This is a genomic window from Massilia sp. CF038, from assembly GCF_900129765.1.
Lineage (GTDB): Bacteria > Pseudomonadota > Gammaproteobacteria > Burkholderiales > Burkholderiaceae_D > Telluria_A.
Window position 1 is genome coordinate 1849295 of sequence record NZ_FQWU01000001.1, and the last position, 20092, is coordinate 1869386.

Annotated in this window: 21 protein-coding genes; 17 read left to right on the top strand and 4 right to left on the bottom strand. The window is 60.4% G+C overall.

From position 1 onward, the window contains the following. The first annotated feature begins 86 nt into the window (after window positions 1–86). The 7 genes from lpxD to BUC24_RS08425 are packed head-to-tail and all read left to right on the top strand — an operon-like array spanning window position 87 to window position 6286. Window positions 87–1136, top strand: coding sequence for a UDP-3-O-(3-hydroxymyristoyl)glucosamine N-acyltransferase (lpxD, locus tag BUC24_RS08395; RefSeq protein WP_073213645.1), 1050 nt, complete (start codon window positions 87–89; stop codon window positions 1134–1136). Then, window positions 1133–1621 carry a 3-hydroxyacyl-ACP dehydratase FabZ gene (gene fabZ / locus BUC24_RS08400; protein WP_073213648.1) on the top strand — a complete coding sequence of 163 codons (489 nt, stop codon included), beginning with the start codon at window positions 1133–1135 and terminating at the stop codon, window positions 1619–1621. The genes lpxD and fabZ overlap by 4 nt, the downstream gene beginning before the upstream one ends. Beyond that, window positions 1621–2409 carry an acyl-ACP--UDP-N-acetylglucosamine O-acyltransferase gene (gene lpxA / locus BUC24_RS08405; protein WP_073213651.1) on the top strand — a complete coding sequence of 263 codons (789 nt, stop codon included), beginning with the start codon at window positions 1621–1623 and terminating at the stop codon, window positions 2407–2409. Before fabZ ends, lpxA begins: the two co-directional genes overlap by 1 nt. Then, window positions 2393–3556, top strand: a complete 1164-nt coding sequence (gene lpxB, locus BUC24_RS08410) for a lipid-A-disaccharide synthase (protein WP_073213654.1) — start codon at window positions 2393–2395, stop codon at window positions 3554–3556. The genes lpxA and lpxB overlap by 17 nt, the downstream gene beginning before the upstream one ends. Further along, on the top strand, window positions 3553–4251 hold the full coding sequence (gene rnhB / locus BUC24_RS08415; protein ID WP_073213657.1) for a ribonuclease HII: 699 nt from the start codon (window positions 3553–3555) through the stop codon (window positions 4249–4251). The genes lpxB and rnhB overlap by 4 nt, the downstream gene beginning before the upstream one ends. Next, a complete protein-coding gene (locus BUC24_RS08420) occupies window positions 4248–5033 on the top strand; it encodes a TrmH family RNA methyltransferase (protein WP_073213660.1) in 786 nt (261 codons plus the stop codon). Before rnhB ends, BUC24_RS08420 begins: the two co-directional genes overlap by 4 nt. A 53-nt stretch (window positions 5034–5086) precedes the next feature. Further along, window positions 5087–6286, top strand: a complete 1200-nt coding sequence (locus BUC24_RS08425) for an EAL domain-containing protein (protein WP_073215003.1) — start codon at window positions 5087–5089, stop codon at window positions 6284–6286. 130 nt (window positions 6287–6416) lie between these two features. Here BUC24_RS08425 and BUC24_RS08430 read toward each other — a convergent pair whose 3' ends face one another. After that, window positions 6417–7265 (bottom strand): posphoenolpyruvate synthetase regulatory kinase/phosphorylase PpsR, encoded by an 849-nt coding sequence (locus BUC24_RS08430; protein WP_073213663.1) that lies wholly within the window; start codon window positions 7263–7265, stop codon window positions 6417–6419. A 173-nt stretch (window positions 7266–7438) separates the two neighbouring features. Here BUC24_RS08430 and ppsA point away from each other — a divergent pair, with 173 nt between their 5' ends. The 4 genes from ppsA (at window position 7439) to BUC24_RS08450 (ending at window position 12360) form a co-directional block, all read left to right on the top strand. Then, a complete protein-coding gene (gene ppsA, locus BUC24_RS08435; protein ID WP_073213667.1) occupies window positions 7439–9868 on the top strand; it encodes a phosphoenolpyruvate synthase in 2430 nt (809 codons plus the stop codon). A 238-nt stretch (window positions 9869–10106) separates the two neighbouring features. Beyond that, entirely contained in the window at window positions 10107–10529 is a 423-nt protein-coding gene (locus BUC24_RS08440) for an NfeD family protein (protein WP_073213670.1), read from the top strand. A 23-nt stretch (window positions 10530–10552) separates the two neighbouring features. Continuing rightward, complete coding sequence (locus BUC24_RS08445; RefSeq protein ID WP_073213673.1) at window positions 10553–11470, top strand: SPFH domain-containing protein; 918 nt, start codon at window positions 10553–10555, stop codon at window positions 11468–11470. An 86-nt stretch (window positions 11471–11556) separates the two neighbouring features. Continuing rightward, window positions 11557–12360 (top strand): SDR family oxidoreductase, encoded by an 804-nt coding sequence (locus BUC24_RS08450; RefSeq protein WP_073213675.1) that lies wholly within the window; start codon window positions 11557–11559, stop codon window positions 12358–12360. Window positions 12361–12374: 14 nt separating this feature from the next. On the opposite strand, the gene BUC24_RS08455 is transcribed toward BUC24_RS08450, so the two are convergent. Further along, window positions 12375–12914: a hypothetical protein gene (locus BUC24_RS08455; protein ID WP_073213678.1), complete on the bottom strand. Its 540-nt coding sequence runs from the start codon at window positions 12912–12914 to the stop codon at window positions 12375–12377. A gap of 163 nt (window positions 12915–13077) precedes the next feature. Here BUC24_RS08455 and lepB point away from each other — a divergent pair, with 163 nt between their 5' ends. Both lepB and BUC24_RS08465 read left to right on the top strand, forming a co-directional pair. Continuing rightward, complete coding sequence (lepB, locus tag BUC24_RS08460) at window positions 13078–13755, top strand: signal peptidase I (RefSeq protein WP_073213682.1); 678 nt, start codon at window positions 13078–13080, stop codon at window positions 13753–13755. A gap of 49 nt (window positions 13756–13804) precedes the next feature. Next, window positions 13805–15007 carry a multidrug effflux MFS transporter gene (locus BUC24_RS08465; RefSeq protein ID WP_073213684.1) on the top strand — a complete coding sequence of 401 codons (1203 nt, stop codon included), beginning with the start codon at window positions 13805–13807 and terminating at the stop codon, window positions 15005–15007. Here BUC24_RS08465 and smpB read toward each other — a convergent pair. Beyond that, window positions 15004–15453 carry an SsrA-binding protein SmpB gene (gene smpB, locus BUC24_RS08470; RefSeq protein ID WP_073213687.1) on the bottom strand — a complete coding sequence of 150 codons (450 nt, stop codon included), beginning with the start codon at window positions 15451–15453 and terminating at the stop codon, window positions 15004–15006. The two genes, BUC24_RS08465 and smpB, sit on opposite strands and share 4 nt — an antisense overlap. Before the next feature lie 73 nt (window positions 15454–15526). Between smpB and BUC24_RS08475 the strand changes: the two genes are divergently transcribed. Beyond that, a complete protein-coding gene (locus BUC24_RS08475) occupies window positions 15527–15958 on the top strand; it encodes a type II toxin-antitoxin system RatA family toxin (protein ID WP_073213691.1) in 432 nt (143 codons plus the stop codon). Then, a complete protein-coding gene (locus BUC24_RS08480; RefSeq protein ID WP_073213694.1) occupies window positions 15951–16250 on the top strand; it encodes an RnfH family protein in 300 nt (99 codons plus the stop codon). Before BUC24_RS08475 ends, BUC24_RS08480 begins: the two co-directional genes overlap by 8 nt. Here BUC24_RS08480 and BUC24_RS08485 read toward each other — a convergent pair. Next, the gene (locus BUC24_RS08485) at window positions 16243–16731 is read right to left on the bottom strand and encodes a DUF4124 domain-containing protein (protein WP_083598778.1); all 489 of its coding nucleotides are present in this window, start codon (window positions 16729–16731) and stop codon (window positions 16243–16245) included. The genes BUC24_RS08480 and BUC24_RS08485 overlap by 8 nt on opposite strands. A gap of 153 nt (window positions 16732–16884) precedes the next feature. Between BUC24_RS08485 and guaB the strand changes: the two genes are divergently transcribed. Both guaB and guaA read left to right on the top strand, forming a co-directional pair. Continuing rightward, the gene (gene guaB / locus BUC24_RS08490; RefSeq protein WP_073213697.1) at window positions 16885–18345 is read left to right on the top strand and encodes an IMP dehydrogenase; all 1461 of its coding nucleotides are present in this window, start codon (window positions 16885–16887) and stop codon (window positions 18343–18345) included. A 78-nt stretch (window positions 18346–18423) separates the two neighbouring features. After that, entirely contained in the window at window positions 18424–20034 is a 1611-nt protein-coding gene (gene guaA / locus BUC24_RS08495; protein ID WP_073213700.1) for a glutamine-hydrolyzing GMP synthase, read from the top strand. Window positions 20035–20092 lie beyond the last annotated feature (58 nt).

Here is a 20092-nt window from a genome sequence, read left to right on the forward strand (position 1 = left end):
CCATGGCACGCTAGCTCAGTATGGGTCCCCGCCTTCGCGAGGACGATGTAGTGGTTTTTTTAATTCTCTTCACTCGAAAGACCAGGATGGGCACTCGACTAGGTGAATTGGTCGAACGCTTGGGTGGTCAACTGGCGGGCGATCCGAATATTGAAGTTCAGGGGATTGCACCGCTGCTTGAAGCCGGCGTTTCGCACATCAGCTTTCTCAGCAATAGCAAACTGCGGGCCCAGGCCGCGCAGTGCGGGGCGGCCGCGCTGATCGTCTCGCCCAACGACGATGAAATCATCGCCGCCACCTACCAGGGCGCGCGCATCGTTACCAAAAATCCGTATGCCTACTTTGCCCGCGCAGCGCAGTATTTTGCGTCGCTGACCGCCATCGTTCCCGCGCCGGGCATTGCGCCATCGGCCGTGGTCGACTCGTCCGCCAGGGTCGCCGCCAGCGCCCATATCGGCGCTCAGGTGACGATTGAAGCGGGCGCCGTGGTGGGCGAGGGCGCCGTCATCGGCGCCGGCTGCTTTATCGGACGCGAGGCCGAAATTGGCGCCGGCACCGAACTGTTTGCCAACGTGACCTTCCACGCCAAATGCCGTATCGGCGCGCGCGGCATCATTCACTCGGGCGCCGTGATCGGCACCGACGGCTTCGGTTTCGCCAACGAGGGCGGGGTCTACATCAAGATCCCCCAGACCGGGCGCGTGATCATCGGCGACGACGTCGATATCGGTGCCAACACGACCATTGACCGTGGCGCGCTGGCCGACACCATCATCGAAGACGGCGTCAAGCTCGATAACCAGATTCAGATTGGCCACAACTGCCACATCGGCGCCCATACCGCCATGGCTGGCTGCGTGGGTGTGGCGGGCAGCGCCAAGATCGGCAAATACTGCACCTTTGGCGGCGCCGCCATGGTGCTGGGACACCTGACCATTGCCGACCATGTGCACATTTCATCGGGCAGCATGGTGTCGCGCTCGATCCTGGAGGCCGGTCAATACACGGGCTTCTACCCGCTGGCAAAAAACGCCGACTGGGAAAAAACTGCAGCAATCGTTCGCAATCTGGACACGATGCGCGATAAAATCCGGGCGCTGGAAAAAACCATCAAAACACTGACAGAACAAAAATGACCACTACAGACAACAGCAAGATGCTCGACATCTGCCAGATCAAGGCGCTCCTCCCACACCGCTACCCGCTGCTGCTGGTGGACCGCGTGCTCACCTGGGAAGCGAACAAGTCGATCACCGCGATCAAGAACGTGACCGCGAACGAAGAATTCTTCAACGGCCATTTCCCGCACAAGCCAGTCATGCCGGGCGTGCTGATGATCGAGGCACTGGCCCAAACGGCTGCCATTCTGTCGTTCCTGACCATGGGCGTGAAGCCGGACGAAAATTCGGTGGTGTACTTTGTCGGCATTGACAATGCGCGCTTCAAGCGCCCGGTCGGCCCTGGCGACCAGCTGAAGATGGATGTGGAAATCCTGCGCGTCTCGCGCGGCATCTGGAAATACAAGGCAGTTGGCACGGTCGACGGCGCGACCGCGCTGGAAGCAGAACTGATGTGCACCATTCGCAGCAGCGCCGACGCGAGCCAGCCAGTGGGGCAGTAATGACAAAGATTCATCCTAGCGCGATCGTCGATCCGAAAGCCCAACTCGACAGTTCGGTGGAAGTCGGTGCGTTTTCCATCATTGGTCCAAACGTGTCGATCGATGCCGGTACCGTGGTTGGCCCGCACGTGGTCATTGAAGGCTATACGACGATCGGCAAGGACAATAAATTCTTCCAGTTTTCGTCGATCGGCGCTGCCCCGCAAGACAAAAAATGGGCCGGCGAGCCAACCCGTCTTGAGGTGGGCGACCGCAATACGGTGCGCGAATTTTGCACCTTCAATACCGGCACCGTGCAGGACAAGGGCGTTACGCGCCTGGGCAATGACAACTGGATGTCGGCGTACGTCCATCTGGCGCATGACTGCCAGGTTGGCAGCAACACGATCTTCTCGAACAATGCGCAGCTGGCCGGCCACGTGGAAGTGGGCGACTGGGCGATCTTGTCCGGCTACGCTGGCGTGCACCAGTTCTGCAAGATCGGTGCGCACGCGTTCATTGGCATGTATACCAGCCTGACCCAGGACGTGCCGCCGTACGTGCTGGTGACGGGTAACCCGGCCGGTGCGCGTGGCGTGAACATCGAAGGCTTGAAACGGCGCGGCTTCTCGCGCGCTGAAATCGACGCTGTGCGCAACGCCTACAAAACCGTGTACCGCAACAACCTGACCCTGGAAGAAGCCAAGGCGCAGCTGGCCAAGGATATGGCCGAAGCGACCGAAGGTGCTTCGTCGATTGGCGCCATGCTCGACTTCCTGGGCAGCGCTACCCGTGGCATCGTCCGCTGACGTCACGGTGGCCATGGTCGCCGGCGAGGTGTCCGGCGACATGCTCGCCGCGCGCCTGCTGGCCGGCCTGCGTCCCCATTTGCCCGAGGCCCGTTTTCATGGGATCGGCGGGCCCAATATGCAGGCCCAGGGATTTGTTTCCGACGTCTCGATGGACAAGCTGACCGTACGCGGCCTGTTTGAAGTCATTCCCCGCTACCGCGAAATCAAGGGCATCCAGAACGCGCTGCGCGACCGTTTGCTGGCCGAGCGCCCGCAGGTGTTCATCGGCGCCGACTATCCCGGCTTTAACCTGGGGCTGGAACAGCAGCTCAAGGACGCCGGCATCCCGACGGTGCATTTTGTCAGCCCGCAGATCTGGGCGTGGCGAGGTGGGCGCATCAAGCAGATCATCAAATCGGTATCGCACATGCTGGTGATCTTCCCGTTCGAGGAAGAGATCTACCGCCATGCGGGTGTGCCAGTGACGTATATTGGCCATCCGCTGGCCGAGATGATTCCCATGGTGCCGGATCAGGCAGCGGCGCGCGTGGCGCTTGGCTTGCCACTCGACGCGCGCGTCATCACCGTCATGCCGGGCAGCCGCATGGGCGAACTGAAGTACCTGGCGGCGCCTTTCATTGCGGCCGTCAAGCTGCTGGCCCAGCGCGACCCCGATTTGCGTTTCGTGGTGCCGATGGCTGGTGAGCGTCAGCGCGCGTATTTCAATCAGCTGGTGGCCGACGCTGGTTTGGCGGACGTGCGCATCGATCTGGTGGACGGTTCGCATCCTGCCATTTGCGCCGCCGATGCGGTGCTAGTGGCGTCCGGTACGGCCACGCTGGAAGTGGCGCTGTTCAAAAAACCGATGGTGATTGCCTACAAGGTGATGGAAGCGTCGTGGCAGATCATGCGCCACATGGGTTACCAGCCCTGGATCGGTTTGCCGAATATCCTCGCGCGCGATTTCCTCGTGCCCGAACTGCTGCAGCGCGCCGCCAGCCCGCAAGCCATGGCCGACGCCGTGTGGCAGCAACTGAACGATGCACCGCAGCGCGCCCGTCTGGTGCAGCGCTTCACTGATATGCACCACAGCCTGCTGCGCGACAGCGCCCAGGAAAGCGCCGCGGCAGTCATGCGCATCATTACCTCGTCGAAGCGAACATGAGAACCAAGAAGGTCAATTTTTATCCGGGGCTGAAGAAAAACGCCTATCCATTCACCGCCGAAGACATCGTCTGCGGCGTGGATGAAGCAGGGCGCGGGCCGCTGGCCGGCCCGGTGTTTGCCGCGGCCGTGATCCTGCATCCGGAACGGCCGATTGACGGCCTGCGCGACTCCAAGAAGCTCACTGCCGAACGGCGCGATGCGCTGGCGCCCTTGATCCGACAGCATGCGCTGGCCTGGGCGATTGCCGAGTGCTCGCACGAAGAAATCGACAAGTACAACATTCTGCAGGCGACCATGCTGGCCATGAAGCGGGCCGTGGAAGCACTGGCCACCTTGCCGACCGTGGCCCTGATTGATGGTAACCGCAGTCCGATGATGGCAATCCGCTGCTGCCCGATCATCGAGGGCGACGACAAGGTGCACGCCATTTCCGCAGCCTCGATTCTGGCCAAGACGGCACGCGACGCTGCGCTGGTGCTGCTGCATCAGCAGTATCCCGAATACGGTTTCGATCAGCACAAGGGCTACGGCACGGCGCTGCATTTGCAGCGCCTGAAGGAACATGGCGCTTCGCCGGTACACCGACGCTCGTTTGCGCCGGTCCGCGCGGTGCTGCCGGTGGCCCCTGGCGACGCTTACCTGGGCGCGTCCATGGCATTTGACTTTGGCGACCTTGACGAGGCACTGGCATGAAGACCATTACCTCGCGCGACAACCCACTCTATAAAGAACTGAAGCACCTGGCAGGCAGCTCGCAAGCGCGGCGCAAGGCCGGCCAGACCCTGCTCGACGGCGTGCACCTGTGCCAGACCTACCTGCAGCTGCGCGGTGTGCCGCGCCATTGCATTTTGTCCGAGAGCGCCCTGGCCAATCCGGAAGTGGCGGACATCCTGATGCAGTGCGAGAACGCGCACGCCCATTGCACTGCCATGCCTGATGCGCTGTACAGCGCGCTAAGCCAGGTGGAGCACGGGGTCGGTTTGATGTTCCTGATCGATACGCCCGTGCTGGCGGTGCCGGCCGTGCTGGAACGCGATGCGGTCATGCTGGACAACCTGCAGGACCCGGGCAATGTGGGCTCGATCCTGCGCAGCGCCGCCGCCGCCGGCATCACGCAGGTATTCTGCAGCAGCGGCACGGCGTTCTGCTGGTCGCCCAAGGTGCTGCGCGCCGCGATGGGTGCGCACTTCGTCGTGGAGATCTACGAAAACGTCGATCTGGCCGCGCTGATCAGCTCGTCGGCGATTCCCGTACTTGCCACCAGCGGTTACGCGAAGCAACGTTTGTATGAAGTTGACTTGCGTCAACAAGTCGCGTGGTTATTCGGTCACGAGGGGCAGGGCGTGGCGGACGATCTGCTAGGATTAGCCAGCAATCAGGTTGTCATCCCACATCTCGGTCAAATCGAATCGCTCAATGTTGCAGCGTGCGCAGCAGTGTGTTTTTTTGAGCAATTAAGGCAGAAACAGATGTAGACGGTTTGACAATCCTTAGGTACTCTTGAAGGCAGGGCTTTCTCGGAGTAATGATGGATATCAGCCACTTACATTTCCTGGTTGCAGAAGGCGACAACGGTCAGCGCAAACACCTTTGCGACATGCTGGCCACGCTTGGTGCCATTCAGATGACGCAAGTCTCCGATGGCGCCGCCGCGCTGCACTGCTTTCATGATGCATTCACACCCGCGGTCCACATCGCCATTATCGACATCGGCCTGGCCCATCCCGACGGTCTGGAGCTGATTCGTGAGCTGGCTGCGCGCAACTGCCGCGCGCGCGTCATCATCATAGGCACGCTCGATACCACGCTGCTGTTCAGCGTTGAAACCATGGCGCAGGCATACGGGCTGGAGCTGCTGGGCACTCTGGCGCAGCCCGTCAACGCCGAGCCCTTGCAAGAAATGATAGGCCACTACCAGCCCGGCGGCCCGGATACCACGCCGCCGCTGCCGCCGCAGATGGACTTCGAGCAGGTTGCCGCAGGCCTGCAGGCGCGTGAATTCGAACCGTATTTCCAGCCCAAGATCGTGCTTGAAACGGGGCATATCAAAGGCCTGGAAGTGTTTGCGCGCTGGCTGCATCCCGAGCATGGCGTGCTGGGACCTGCGTCGTTTATGGGCGCGCTGCAAAAAAACAGCCGCATTGATTTTCTCGACTGGAGCATGATCGAAAAGTCGGTCGCGCATTGTCGCCGCTTTCACGAGCAGGGTTTGCCGGTAGAGATATCGATCAACGTGGCGCCCGAGACGCTGGCGCATCCGGCGTTTATTCAGCAGATCAGTGCCTGCGTTGAACGGCACCAGATCATGCCGCAGTACCTGACGTTTGAGACGCCGGAATCGTCGGTGCTGACCAATGACCCGAGTTTTCTCGAGCGCCTGGTGCGGCTGCGCATGCTGGGGTATGGCCTGGCGATTGACGATTACGGTACCGGGCGCTCCAACCTGCAGCTGCTGGCGCGGGTGCCGTTCACGGAGCTCAAGATCGACCGCAGTTTTGTCGATGGCGCGGCGCGCAGGCGGGCGTTGGGGACGGTGCTCAGTTCCTGCCTGACGCTGGCGCGCAGTCTGGGGCGCGAATCGTGCGCGGTGGGGGTGGAGACGCGGCAGGATTGGGATTTCTTGCAGGGGCTGGGGTGCACGTATGCGCAGGGTCACCACATTGCCAGGCCGATGGCGGCGGAGGCGTTTCCGGGTTGGCTCAAAGACTGGATGCAGTTCTTTGATTAGCCAACATCGCCCTCGCGAAGGCGGGGGCCTATACCACGCTACCGGATTCGGATGCGTGGTATGGGCCCCCGCCTGCGCGAGGGCGATGTGACGGCTTTTTCCCTGCCGGGTATCGCTCCAGCGCTTGCGGCTAATATTCGCGCCGGTCTGGTTTGATCTCTTGCAGGATCGTGGTTGCGATTTCTTCGATTGATTTGGTGGTTGAAGAGAGCCAGCGAATCCCTTCGCGCTTCATCATCAGCTCAGCCTCGTTCACCTCGTAGCGGCAGTTTTCGATGGAGGCGTACTTGCTGCCTGCGCGCCGCTCGTGCCGAATCTCGGACAGCCGCTCCGGCGTAATCGACAGGCCGAATATCTTGGCGCGAAACGGCGGCAGCGAAGAAGGCAGTTTGCCGCGCTCGAAGTCGTCCGGAATGAGCGGGTAGTTGGCGGCCTTGATCCCATACTGCATGGCCAGGTACAGACTGGTCGGGGTCTTGCCCGAGCGCGAAACGCCTACCAGTATCACATCGGCCGATGCCAGATTCTTGTGCGACTGCCCGTCATCGTGCGCCAGCGAGAAGTTGATCGCCTCGATGCGGTTCTTGTATTCCTCGCTGTCGACGATGTTGTGCGAGCGGCCAATGGTATGGGTCGACATCACCCCCAGTTCTTGTTCCAGTGGGGCAACAAACGTCTGGATCAAGTCCATGTGCATGCCGTTGGCCTTGCGGATCACGTCCGACAAGTCTGGCTTGACCAGGGTCGAGAACACGATCGGGCGCTGGTGGTCGGCCTTGAAAGCGTCGTTAATTTTGCGCATCGCGTCATACGCCTTGTCGACCGTGTCGATGAAGGGCAGGCGGATCTGGCGGAAGCGCAGGTCGAATTGCGTCAATACAGCATGGCCGAAGGTCTCCGCCGTGATGCCGGTGCCGTCAGAGACGAAAAAGACGGTGCGGGCCGAGGTGGGCAGAGGAGGGCGTGTTTCTGTGGTCATAAGTTTCCGGTCTGTTCGGATGCTGCCAATGTTTCAAGGTTGTGCGCTGTAAATTTGCGGCCGAGGCTGTAAAATGCTCTGCATCGTAACAATTGTGCTGCACCACACAAAGAATAACAAGAACGGTCGCTAGCCCTGCGCAAAGATTTCTATCAATAGTAAGGGTGTTTATTATGACTAACGCAGTATTCAAGGAGCCGGAACGCACAGGCGTGTATGTCGCGCCATTCGAGCAATTGCGCATGACCGATGTGGAATCGGTGGGCGGCAAAAATGCGTCGCTGGGAGAGATGATCAGCCAGCTGGCCGCAGCGGGCGTGCGCGTGCCTGGGGGCTTTGCCACCACGGCCGAAGCATTCCGCGATTTTCTGACGCATGCGCTGCCGAACGGCCCGTCGCTGGCCGATCGCATTGCCACGCGCCTGGAAGGCTTGAACATCGACGACGTGCGTTCGCTCGCCGCCGCCGGTGCCGAGATTCGCCAGTGGATCGTTGAAACCCCGTTCCAGGACCGTCTGGAACAGGAAATCCGTTCGTCCTACGCACGCCTGGTGGCCGATTCGGAAACCGAAATGTCGTTTGCCGTGCGCTCGTCGGCGACCGCGGAAGACTTGCCTGATGCGTCCTTCGCTGGCCAGCAGGAGTCCTTCCTGAATGTGGTTGGCATCGACAATGTGCTCGAGGCGATGAAGCACGTGTTCGCGTCGCTGTACAACGACCGCGCCATCTCGTACCGCGTGCACAAAGGCTTTACCCACGCTGAAGTCGCGCTGTCGGCTGGCGTGCAGCGCATGGTCCGTTCCGACCTGGGCGCCTCCGGCGTGATGTTCACCATCGATACCGAGTCCGGCTTCAAGGATGTGGTGTTCGTCACCTCCAGCTATGGCCTGGGCGAGACGGTGGTGCAGGGCGCGGTCAATCCCGACGAATTCTATGTCCACAAGCCGATGCTGGAACAAGGCAAGTCGCCTGTCATCCGCCGTAATATCGGCTCCAAGCTGGTCAAGATGGAGTTCACCGCGGAAGCCAAGGCGGGCCGCTCGGTCAAGACGGTCGACGTGCCAATCGAAATGCGCAACCGCTATTCGCTGGACGACGCCGAAGTGGTGGAGCTGGCCAAGTACGCTGTCATCATTGAAAACCACTATGGCCGTCCAATGGACATCGAGTGGGGCAAGGATGGCCGCGACGGCAAACTGTACATCCTGCAGGCGCGCCCGGAGACGGTCAAGTCGCAGCAGAAGTCGACCGATGCGCAGCAGCGCTTCAAGCTCAAAGGCAGTGGCACGGTGCTGGCCTCGGGCCGCGCGATTGGCCAGAAAATTGGCGCCGGCCGCGTGCGCGTGATTCACGATCCATCGGAGATGGAACGCGTGCAGCCGGGTGACGTGCTGGTGGCCGACATGACCGATCCGAACTGGGAACCGGTCATGAAACGCGCCTCTGCCATTGTCACCAACCGCGGCGGCCGTACCTGCCACGCGGCGATCATTGCGCGTGAACTGGGTGTGCCGGCGGTGGTGGGTTGCGGTGACGCGACCGAGACGCTCAAGGATGGCATGCTGGTGACGGTGTCGTGTGCGGAGGGCGACGAAGGCCGCATCTATGACGGTCTGCTGGAAACCGAAATTTCGGAAGTGGCGCGCGGCGAACTGCCGAAGATCCCGACCAAGATCATGATGAACGTGGGTAATCCACAGCTGGCCTTCGACTTCCAGTCGATCCCGAACGGCGGCGTGGGTCTGGCCCGCCTCGAGTTCATCATCAACAACAACATCGGCGTACACCCGAAGGCGATTCTCGAGTACCCGAACATCGATGCAGACCTGAAGAAGGCGGTCGAATCGGTCGCGCGCGGCCACGCTTCGCCAAAGGCCTTCTACATCGACAAGCTGGCCGAAGGAATTGCCACCATTGCTGCGGCGTTCTGGCCCAAGCCAGTGATCGTGCGTCTGTCCGACTTCAAGTCGAACGAGTACAAGAAGCTGATTGGCGGTTCGCGTTACGAGCCGGATGAAGAAAACCCGATGCTGGGCTTCCGCGGTGCGGCGCGTTATCTGTCGGCCGATTTTGCCGAGTCGTTCGAGATGGAATGTGCCGCCATGAAGCGCGTGCGCAACGACATGGGTCTGACCAACGTCGAGATCATGGTGCCGTTCGTGCGTACCCTGGGCCAGGCCGAAAAAGTGGTCAACCTGCTGGGCAAGAATGGCCTCAAGCGCGGCGAAAACGGCCTGCGTCTGATCATGATGTGCGAAGTGCCGTCGAACGCGATTCTGGCCAACGACTTCCTGCAGTATTTCGATGGCTTCTCGATCGGTTCCAACGATCTGACCCAGCTCACGCTGGGCCTGGACCGCGATTCGGGCATGGCGCTGCTGGCAGCGGACTTTGACGAGCGCGATCCGGCGGTCAAGGCGCTGCTGTCGATGGCGATCAAGGCGTGCCGCGAGCAGGGCAAGTACATCGGCATTTGCGGGCAGGGGCCTTCCGATCATCCGGACTTTGCGGCCTGGCTGATGGGTGAAGGGATTGAGTCGATGTCGCTTAATCCGGATTCGGTGATCGACACCTGGCAGAAACTGGCGTCGCTGCAGAAGTAATCGCAAGCGATGGTCGAAAAGCCTTCCCGCGCTCTCGCGCCGGAAGGCTTTTTTACGTCCACTTCATCGCCCTCGCGGAGGCGGGGGCCCATACCGCGTTGCCGAAGTTGTTCACTGTGCCATAGGCCCCCGCCTTCGCGAGGGCGATGTAGTGGCGTCGCTAAATTACCGCCACATTCATCAACAGAACAGCTATTATGAAACCTGCAATATCTTGGACAATTCTTAAGGAGCTGCAATGACAGAATTGACGGGCTGGCTGGTGCTGGCCGGGGTGCTGGTGGTCTTTGAGCTGTTCACCGGGACGTTCTATGTATTGATGATTGCAATTGGCATGGCCTTCGGCGCCATCGCCGCCGCGCTTGGCTTTAGTCTGCCGGTGCAGGTGCTGGTGGCCGCCGTGGTGGGCGTGCTCTCCACGGGCATTTTGCATCGCAGCCGCTTTGGCCGCCCGCTGCGCCAGGATGCCGCGCGCGACCCGAACGTGAACATCGATATCGGCCAGGTCCTGCATGTCGATACCTGGAACGATACCAAAGCGCGCGCCATGTACCGCGGCGCCTTGTGGGATGTGGAACTGGCGCCAGGCGCTATTGCCGGCAGTGGCAATTACAAGATTGTTGAACTTCGCGGCAGCCATCTGGTTGTCGCCAACGCATAACCACTCACTGAAAGAGACTAGGCATGGAAACGTTTGGAATTTTTACCATAGTGCTGTTTGTCGTCGCGCTGGTATTCGTGTTCAAGACCATCAACGTGGTCCCGCAGCAGCATGCATGGGTGGTGGAGCGTCTCGGCAAATATCACGCCACGCTGGCGCCAGGTTTGAACATCGTCATTCCCTTCATTGACCGCATCGCCTACAAGCACATTCTGAAAGAGATTCCGCTGGATGTGCCGCCGCAGGTCTGCATCACGCGCGATAACACGCAGCTGCAAGTGGACGGCATTTTATACTTCCAGATTACCGACGCCATGCGCGCGTCTTACGGTTCGTCGAATTATCTGGCAGCGATTACCCAGCTGGCGCAAACGACGCTGCGTTCAGTAATCGGCAAAATGGAACTCGACCGAACCTTTGAAGAGCGCGATCACATCAACACCACCATCGTCAACGCGATCGACGAGTCGGCCGCGAACTGGGGTGTGAAGGTACTGCGCTACGAGATCAAGGATTTGACGCCGCCAGAATCGATCCTGCATTCGATGCAAGCGCAAATTACGGCCGAACGTGAAAAGCGTGCGCTGATTGCGGCGTCGGAAGGGCGCAAGCAGGAACAGATCAATATCGCGACAGGTGAACGCGAAGCGGCCATTGCGCGCTCGGAAGGTGAAAAGCAGGCTTCCATCAATCGCGCTGAAGGTCAGGCCGCCGCCATCGTGGCGCTGGCAGAAGCGAATGCCTCGGCCCTGCGCCAGATTGCCGACGCCATTGGCGCGCCTGGCGGGCACGATGCCGTCAATCTGAAAGTGGCGGAGCAGTATGTGAACGCCTTTGCGCATCTGGCCAAGACCAACAACTCGATCATCGTTCCGGCCAACATGGGCGACATGAGCGGACTGATTGCCAGCGCCATGCAGATCGTCAAATCGCAGAAGTAGCATTGCCTTGCGCGGGGCCGCCTCCGCGCATATTCTGCTCAGCGGCAAGTGCTGGACTCGTCAAACATTCACAGGCTGGGGACGCAATGCAAGTCATCATCATCACCGGGGCATCCGACGGCATCGGCGCAGAAATGGCACGCCAGCTTGCTGCGCGCGGCAAGGATGTTGGCTTGGTCCTCGCTGCGCGCAATCAGGACATGCTCGACGCCGTCGCTGGTGAATGCGCCGCGCTGGGCGCGCAGACACTGACCGTGGCGACCGATGTCGGAGTGCAGGATCAATGCCGTCATCTGATCGATGCCACCGTGGCGCGCTTTGGCCACATCGACGCGCTGATCAACAATGCCGGCCGTTCGGCCCATGCCCTGTTCGAAGATGTTGCGGACCTGGGCTGGTACGAAGACTTGATGCGCGTGAATTTGTGGGGCAGCGTCTGGTGTACCCACGCTGCCTTGCCGCACCTGAAAGCATCCAAGGGCAGCATTGTTGCAGTGTCATCGCTGGCAGGGCTGGTGGGTGTGCCCGGCCGCTCTGCGTATGGGGCGACCAAGTTTGCCATGACGGGCTTTTTTGAAAGCTTGCGGGCGGAACTGAAAGGGGCAGGGGTAAGCGTGACGACGGCGTATCCCGGCGTGGTGGCCACGCGCATCCGTCACCGCGGCTACAACGCCCAGGGCGGCATCCTTGGCAGCAGCAGCCTGAAGGAAGACGATGCCATGCCGGTCGAGGAATGCGCCCGCCTGATCATTGACGGAATGGCGGCACGCAGGCGTGAAGTGGTGATGACGGCCAAGGGCAAACTGGGCCGCTTCCTGAAACTGATTGCCCCTGGCCTGGTGGAAAACCTTGCCTTGCGTGCTGTGAGCGACGAGCAAAAGCCCCACTAAGGCGCGTGCCTTCCTTACTGCGAACTCTCGTGCACGTCCGACAGAATTTTAAGTGCGGCGCTGCGCTCGACCGGGACCATTGAAAAGAAGCTCTGGCAGTTGTTCATTTTGCCCATGGGGTCATTACCGGTGCCATACACGCCGCCGTGGGCCAGCCCGGCGCCAACACCGGCGCTGATCGCCCGGCCGAGAATCAGGTCTTTGTTGGGCCGAATTTCAAAGAACAGTTCTTCGCCAGGCTTGGCATCGACGCGGACTTCACAGCGGTTCGTTTCAGGCGTCAATTCAACATTGAGCATCTGTTTGCCAGCAACCGTGGTGAAGCTGGCGTAGCCCGCGTGCGCGCAGTATTTTGATTCACGATTGTTGAGCGTGACCTTGGCGTCGCGGCCAGATGCAACCAGGGTTTCACTGGTGCGGAAGACGGTCAGGCGCACCTGTTCCGGCCTGGTTATTTCCAGATCCCAAGCCTGGGCGTCGTAGGGTTTGCCGGAAGCCGCACAGCCGGTGAGGGTGATGGCAACGAGTGCAAGAACAATTGTTGCGAAGCGCATTGCTAGATTCGCTTTCGAAGGGTGAAAGATGCACAATTGTAAAGCAATTTAAATTGCCTTTGGTTATTTTTAAAGCAGCGCAACAGGCATGCAACGCCCGCTTAAGCCAGCCCAAAGTTTGCCCCCGTATTGTTCAGTCATGACAAGCCACCGGAGCCACGCGATGAAGAACTGGGTACGCAGCAATAAAGGATTTGTCCTGTTCCTGCTGCTGTTTGGATTCTTCCGAACTGCCATTGCGGACTGGAACCCGATTCCCTCCGGGTCCATGCGCCCAGGTTTGCTGGAAGGCGATGTCGTGTTTGTCAACCGGCTCGCGTTCAACGTCAAGGTGCCGCTGACCAATATGGTATTGGCGCACACGGGCGAGCCGCAGCGTGGCGATGTGGTTACGTTCTCGTCGCCTGCCAATGGCACGCGCCTGATCAAACGCATCATGGCAGTGCCGGGTGACCGGGTCGAAATGCGCGGCGAGCAGATCATCATCAACGGCCAGGCGGCCAGTTACACGCAAATCGAATCGGTGCTTGAGCCGCACCAGGGCGGCCTGACGCCGGCCTTGCGCTTTGACGAGGTGCTGGGCAAGCAGGTGCAGCGCATTCAGGTGCTGCCGGCTGTGTCCGCGCGGCGCAGCTTCGGGCCCATCACGGTGCCGCCGGAACAATATCTCATGCTGGGCGATAACCGCGACAACAGCGAAGACTCGCGCTTCATCGGCCTGGTGCCACGCAAGCTGCTGGTGGGCCGGGCAGTGCGGGTGCTGGTGTCAGCCGATATCGAGGGCAACTGGATGCCGCGTTTCGAGCGCTTCGGCAAACCGCTTCACGTTGATCCCGAGTAAGAATTTCCAAATACCGGTAGAATTTCGCCTTTGATGAAAAGGCGACCCCATGCAGCGTTTGTTGACCGTAATTCTGGCTTGTCTCGGCATGGTGGGCGCACTGGCAATTGACACCTATCTGCCCTCGATCCCCGCCATTGGCCGCGAATTTGACGTCGGCCCGCTGGCGGTGCAGCAGACCCTGAGCGTGTTCCTGTTTTGTTTTGCCTTCATGATGCTGTTTTACGGCACCCTGTCGGATTCTTTCGGACGCCGGCCAGTGATCCTGGCGGCGCTCTCGATCTATACCCTCGCCTCGCTGGGCGCCGTGTTCGCGCCGACCTTTTGCACCTTGCTGGCCTGCCGCGCGCTGCAGGGCCTGGCTGCCGGCGCCGGCTCCGTGATCGGTCAGGCCATCGTGCAGGACCGCTACAGCCACGACCAGGCACATGCACAGCGCATCATGTCGCACATCATGATGGTGTTTGGCCTGGCGCCGGCGATTGCACCGGTACTGGGTGGCTGGCTGCACGTGAGTTTCGGCTGGCGCTCGACGTTTGTGTTCCTGGCCAGCTTTGGCGCCCTCATGATCCTGCTGGTCTACAAGGCGTTGCCGGAAAGCTTGCCGCGCGAACAGCGCCACGCCTTCCACGGCCTGGCCATTGCCCGCAACTATCTCAAAGTGTTGCGCAACCCGCAGTTTCTGCTGCTGGCCGTGGCCGTCGGCCTGGCGTTTGGCGGTCTGTCGCTCTACATCGGCTCGGCTGCCAACTTCGTGATGGGGATTTTGCATCTGCCGGAAACGGCGTTTGCGTGGTTGTTCATTCCCATGATTGGCGGCATGACGATTGGCTCGGCCTGGGGCGGCAAGGCTGCCGCGCGGATCAAGCCGGCCAGCATGATGTGGCTTGGCTTTGCCATCATGGGTGCGGCAGCGGCCCTGTCGGTGGCCTATAACAGCGTGTTCGTGGCCGCCATTCCATGGGCCGTGCTGCCGCTGGCGATTTATACGTTCGGCCTGGCCGTGGCCATGCCGGCCATTCAAGTTGGCGCACTCAGCCTGTTCCCGGACAACCGCGGACTGGCGGCATCGATGCTGTCGTTCATCCAGATGATGCTGTTTGCGCTGGTGTCGGGTCTGGTGGCGCCGCTGCTGTTCGACAGCGCCCTGAAACTGGCGTGCGGCGTGTTGGCCGGGCTGGTGGGCAGTTTCGCCTGCTGGCGCCTGAGCCTGCGCATGGCAGGGCCGGACCAGCAGGGCAGTGCTGCTTAGCGGGTGTGCGTCTTCATGGCGGCGGCAACTTCACGTTTGCCGTCGCGCTCTTTCTCGGTGGCGCGCTTGTCGTGCTGCTTCTTACCTTTGGCCAAGCCGATTTCGCATTTGACGCGGCCTTCCTTGAAATGCAGATTGAGCGGCACCAGGGTGTAGCCGGAGCGCTCGACCTTGCCGATCAGCTTGTCGAGTTCGGCACGGTGCAGCAGCAGCTTGCGCGTACGCACCGCTTCGGGGTGGGTGAACGAGGAGGCGGTCGCGAGCGCGCTGATGTGGGCGCCGAACAGGAACAGCTCGTCGCCGCGCACAACCACGTAGGCTTCCTTGATCTGGACGCGGGAGTCGCGGATGGCCTTGACTTCCCAGCCTTCCAGCACGATGCCCGCTTCCCAGCGGTCCTCGATGAAGTAGTCGTGAAACGCTTTTCGATTGTCAACAATACTCATGAAATGGCTAAAATAGGTGGTTCAGTTAAACTACTGATGCAAAATACCTCACATCATAACAAACGGTTGATTAATGGCAGTAGTACACAAAACAGTATTTCTTGGATATAGCGCTGAACAGATGTTCGATCTGGTGGCAAAAGTGGAAGACTACCCGAAATTTCTGCCCTGGTGCGGCGGCGTGAAGGTGATCGAACGCAGCGAGGACACCCTGGTTGCCTGCCTGGCGATCCATTTTCACGGCGTCAACCAGAGCTTTACCACGCGCAATCACAACAGCCGGCCCACGCAAATGAAGATGAAGCTGGTTGACGGTCCCTTCAAGACCATGGACGGCACCTGGACCTTCAAGGCATTGCGCGCCGACGCCTGCAAGGTGGAGTTCGATCTGCACTACGAATTTTCCAGCATGATTCTGGAGCAACTGATCGGCCCCGTGTTCGGCGTCATCGCCAATAGCATGGTCGATTCGTTCTGCAAACGCGCGGAGACCGTGTATGGCTGACCTGCTGCAGGTGCAGGTTTGGTATGCGAGCGCGCTCAGTCAGGTGCGGCGCGATGTCTCGGTGGAGGCGGGCACGACGATCGAGCAGGCTATCGTGCAAAGCGGAATTCTGACGGACATCCCCGGGATTGATCTGGCGCAGCAGCCGGTTGGCTTGTATGGAAAAAAACGGCCGCTGGACACCGTGTTACGGGCCCGCGACCGGATCGAGATTTATCGGCCGCTGGTGGCCGATCCCAAAGTTGCCAAGCGCCGGCGCGCCGCCAAGGACGCGTCGGGCACGACTACTTAGCGCAGTCTGCCAGCGCCTTGTTGGCACGCGCGATTTCGGCGGCGCGTTGCTGGTCGTCCATCATGGCCCCGTCGGCACCAGTGCGCATGCGTTGGCCCGATTCCAGCGCCGCCTTGTTCACACGTGCAGCATCGCAGTTGCCTTTCTTGGCGCTCGCAATGGCCGCATCTTCGCTGGCCTTCTTGTCGGCGTCGGCCTTGGCTAACTGGCGTTTTTTATAGTCGGCCTCGCGGTCGGCCAGCGAATTGCCAGGCGCCGCGGCGGGTGCAGCAACGGCTTGTACCTGCTCAGCCTGCTGGACCCCGCGCGGGGATTTCAGAATGTTTTTGGCAGGGATATTGGCTGGCGGCGAGCGGTCCGAAAACTGTTTGACGCCTTTTTCGTCTACCCACACATATTGCGCATGCGCGACGCTGGTGAAGATCAGCAAAGCACTGCCTGCGAGGAAGTGCACGCCACGCATCCAGGTAATCTTGTTCATTTGAATCTTTCTCTGTGTAATCTAGTGCAGATTTAACCGTACATAGCGCGCGCGGTCAACGGTGTTTCCGCAAAACCATCGGTTTTGAGGCGGTCAGGAGACAGAGGGCAAGAACTTCTGTATAATTCGCTTTTGCGCCAATAGGAAAATGCTATGCGTCTACTTCAAAAAGCACTCACGTTCGATGATGTGCTGCTCGTCCCGGCTTACTCGAACATCCTCCCAGCCGACACCTCCCTCAAGACTCGCCTGACCCGCAATATTGCCCTGAACATTCCACTGCTGTCCGCTGCCATGGACACCGTGACCGAAGCCCGTCTGGCAATCGCCATGGCGCAGGAGGGCGGGATTGGCATTATTCACAAGAATTTGTCGCCCAAGGACCAGGCCCGTGAAGTAGCGCGCGTAAAACGTTTCGAAGCCGGTGTCCTGCGTGACCCGATCACGATTCCTCCGACCATGAAGATCCGCGACGTGATCGCGTTGACCGAACAGTATGGCATCAGCGGCTTCCCCGTGGTTGAAGGCAAGACCGTGGTCGGCATCATCACCAACCGCGACTTGCGCTTCGAAGAAGAGCTCGATGCGGAAGCCCGCGCCAAGATGACCCCGCGCGAAAAGCTGGTGGTCGTCAAGGAAGACGCCGACACCGCTGAAGCGAAGCGCCTGATGAACAAGCACCGCCTCGAGCGCGTGCTGGTGGTCAACGATGAATTCGAACTGCGCGGCCTGATCACCGTCAAAGATATCCAGAAGTCGCACGAGCACCCGTTTGCGTCGAAAGACAAGCTGGGCAAGCTGCTGGTGGGCGCCGCCGTTGGCGTGAGCCAGCGCGACGAAGAGCGCATCGAGCTGCTCGTTGCTGCCGGCGTGGATGTGCTGGTGGTCGATACCGCCCACGGCCACTCGCAAGGCATTCTGGACCGCGTGAAATGGATCAAGACCAAGTTCCCGCACGTGGACGTCATTGGCGGCAACATCGCCACCGCAGCGGCCGCGCTGGCCCTGGTGGAGCATGGCGCCGATGCAGTCAAGGTTGGTATTGGCCCGGGTTCAATATGCACCACGCGCATTGTCGCCGGTGTGGGCGTGCCACAAATTACCGCCATTTCGAACGTGGCTGAAGCACTGGCTGGCACGGGCGTGCCATGTATCGCCGATGGCGGCATCCGCTTCTCGGGCGACATTTCCAAGGCACTGGCGGCGGGCGCATCGACCGTCATGATGGGCAGCATGTTTGCCGGTACTGAAGAAGCGCCGGGCGAAGTGATTCTGTACCAGGGCCGTTCCTACAAATCGTACCGTGGCATGGGTTCCCTGGGCGCGATGGCGGACGGCTCGGCCGACCGCTACTTCCAGGACGCCGCTGCCAAGGCAGACAAATTTGTGCCTGAAGGTATTGAAGGACGCGTCGCCTACAAGGGCTCGGTACTGGCCATTATTTACCAGCTGGTTGGCGGCGTACGCCAGTCGATGGGCTACTGCGGCTGTGCCTCGATCGACGAGCTGCGCGAGAAGGCCGAGTTTGTCGAGATCACCTCGGCCGGCATGCGCGAATCGCACGTGCACGATGTGCAAATCACCAAAGAAGCGCCGAACTACCGTTCGGAGTAACAAGCAAAACAACGCGGCGACCAGTTCGCCGCGTTGCTTTTACAGCCAGCAGAATTTCGCAACTACTTAGCGCCCTCCATGCACTCTAAAATCCTCATTCTCGATTTCGGTTCCCAGGTAACCCAGTTGATCGCGCGCCGCGTGCGCGACGCCGGCGTGTTTTCGGAAGTCTATCCCTACGACGTCAGCGACGAGTTCGTTCGCAACTATGGCGCTGCCGGCGTGATCCTGTCGGGCAGCCACAACTCCACACTGGACGGCGAATCGCCACGCGCACCGCAAGCCGTGTTCGAGCTGGGCGTGCCGGTACTGGGCATTTGCTACGGCATGCAGACCATGGCGGCCCAGCTGGGCGGCAAGGTCGAGAACGGCCTGGTGCGCGAGTTTGGTTACGCCGAAGTGCGCGCGCGCGGCCATACCGCGCTGCTCAAGGGCATCAACGACTTCGTCACCAGCGAAGGCCACGGCATGCTGAAAGTGTGGATGAGCCACGGCGACAAGGTGCTGGACATGCCGCCAGGCTTCAAGCTGATGGGCGACACGCCTAGCTGCCCGGTGGCCGCCATGGCCGACGAGGAGCGCCGCTTCTACGCCGTGCAGTTCCATCCAGAAGTGACGCACACCAGCCAGGGCAAAGCAATGCTGGGCCGCTTCGTGCACGAAATCTGCGGCTGCAAGTCCGAGTGGAACATGCCCGACTACATCAGCGAAGCCGTTGCCAAGATCCGCGAGCAGGTGGGGACCGATGAAGTCATCCTCGGCCTGTCGGGTGGCGTCGATTCCAGCGTGGCTGCCGCGCTGATCCACCGCGCCATTGGCGACCAATTGACCTGCGTGTTTGTGGACCACGGCCTGCTGCGTCTGGATGAAGGCAAGATGGTCATGGACATGTTTGCCAAGAACCTGGGCGTGAAAGTGCTGCGCATTGACGCGGAAGACCAGTTCCTTGGCCATTTGCAAGGCGTGTCCGATCCGGAAGCCAAGCGCAAGATCATTGGCCGCGAATTCGTCGAAGTGTTCCAGGTGGAAGCGGGCAAGCTGCAGAACGCCAAATGGCTGGCACAGGGCACCATTTACCCGGACGTGATCGAAAGCGCAGGCAAGGGCAAGAAGGGCCAGACCATCAAGAGCCACCACAACGTGGGCGGTTTGCCGGAAACGCTGAACCTGAAGCTGCTCGAGCCGTTGCGCGAGCTGTTCAAAGATGAGGTGCGCAAGCTGGGCGTGGCGCTTGGTCTGCCGCACGACATGGTGTACCGTCATCCTTTCCCTGGCCCTGGTCTGGGCGTGCGCATTCTGGGCGAAGTGAAGAAGGAATACGCTGATTTGCTGCGCCGTGCCGATGCCATCTTCATTGAAGAGCTGCGCAATACGCCGTGCGAGCTGCCAGCGCTGGAATCGATTGACGCCGGCGAGGCGCCAAAGAACTGGTACGAAGCGACCAGTCAGGCGTTTGCCGTGTTCTTGCCAGTGAAGTCGGTGGGCGTGATGGGCGATGGCCGCACCTACGAGTGGGTGGTTGCCTTGCGTGCAGTGCAGACGCTGGACTTCATGACGGCGCAGTGGGCACATTTGCCGCACAGCTTGCTGGGCAAGGTGTCGAACCGGATCATCAATGAAGTGCGCGGGATTAACCGCGTGGTCTACGATATCAGCGGAAAACCACCGGCGACGATTGAGTGGGAATGATATTGCGTCTGGCGATCGCGCGCATTCAGGCGCAGTAGACAAATCTAAACCCCTGAAT

What these genes read in the sequence shown, in the direction of transcription:
- lpxD (WP_073213645.1), top strand. Translation starts at nt 87, where the DNA reads ATGGGCACTCGACTAGGTGAATTGGTCGAACGCTTGGGTGGTCAACTG.
- fabZ (WP_073213648.1), top strand. Translation starts at nt 1,133, where the DNA reads ATGACCACTACAGACAACAGCAAGATGCTCGACATCTGCCAGATCAAG.
- lpxA (WP_073213651.1), top strand. Translation starts at nt 1,621, where the DNA reads ATGACAAAGATTCATCCTAGCGCGATCGTCGATCCGAAAGCCCAACTC.
- rnhB (WP_073213657.1), top strand. Translation starts at nt 3,553, where the DNA reads ATGAGAACCAAGAAGGTCAATTTTTATCCGGGGCTGAAGAAAAACGCC.
- BUC24_RS08420 (WP_073213660.1), top strand. Translation starts at nt 4,248, where the DNA reads ATGAAGACCATTACCTCGCGCGACAACCCACTCTATAAAGAACTGAAG.
- BUC24_RS08425 (WP_073215003.1), top strand. Translation starts at nt 5,087, where the DNA reads ATGGATATCAGCCACTTACATTTCCTGGTTGCAGAAGGCGACAACGGT.
- BUC24_RS08430 (WP_073213663.1), bottom strand. Translation starts at nt 7,265, where the DNA reads ATGACCACAGAAACACGCCCTCCTCTGCCCACCTCGGCCCGCACCGTC.
- ppsA (WP_073213667.1), top strand. Translation starts at nt 7,439, where the DNA reads ATGACTAACGCAGTATTCAAGGAGCCGGAACGCACAGGCGTGTATGTC.
- BUC24_RS08440 (WP_073213670.1), top strand. Translation starts at nt 10,107, where the DNA reads ATGACAGAATTGACGGGCTGGCTGGTGCTGGCCGGGGTGCTGGTGGTC.
- BUC24_RS08445 (WP_073213673.1), top strand. Translation starts at nt 10,553, where the DNA reads ATGGAAACGTTTGGAATTTTTACCATAGTGCTGTTTGTCGTCGCGCTG.
- BUC24_RS08450 (WP_073213675.1), top strand. Translation starts at nt 11,557, where the DNA reads ATGCAAGTCATCATCATCACCGGGGCATCCGACGGCATCGGCGCAGAA.
- BUC24_RS08455 (WP_073213678.1), bottom strand. Translation starts at nt 12,914, where the DNA reads ATGCGCTTCGCAACAATTGTTCTTGCACTCGTTGCCATCACCCTCACC.
- lepB (WP_073213682.1), top strand. Translation starts at nt 13,078, where the DNA reads ATGAAGAACTGGGTACGCAGCAATAAAGGATTTGTCCTGTTCCTGCTG.
- BUC24_RS08465 (WP_073213684.1), top strand. Translation starts at nt 13,805, where the DNA reads ATGCAGCGTTTGTTGACCGTAATTCTGGCTTGTCTCGGCATGGTGGGC.
- smpB (WP_073213687.1), bottom strand. Translation starts at nt 15,453, where the DNA reads ATGAGTATTGTTGACAATCGAAAAGCGTTTCACGACTACTTCATCGAG.
- BUC24_RS08475 (WP_073213691.1), top strand. Translation starts at nt 15,527, where the DNA reads ATGGCAGTAGTACACAAAACAGTATTTCTTGGATATAGCGCTGAACAG.
- BUC24_RS08480 (WP_073213694.1), top strand. Translation starts at nt 15,951, where the DNA reads ATGGCTGACCTGCTGCAGGTGCAGGTTTGGTATGCGAGCGCGCTCAGT.
- BUC24_RS08485 (WP_083598778.1), bottom strand. Translation starts at nt 16,731, where the DNA reads ATGAACAAGATTACCTGGATGCGTGGCGTGCACTTCCTCGCAGGCAGT.
- guaB (WP_073213697.1), top strand. Translation starts at nt 16,885, where the DNA reads ATGCGTCTACTTCAAAAAGCACTCACGTTCGATGATGTGCTGCTCGTC.
- guaA (WP_073213700.1), top strand. Translation starts at nt 18,424, where the DNA reads ATGCACTCTAAAATCCTCATTCTCGATTTCGGTTCCCAGGTAACCCAG.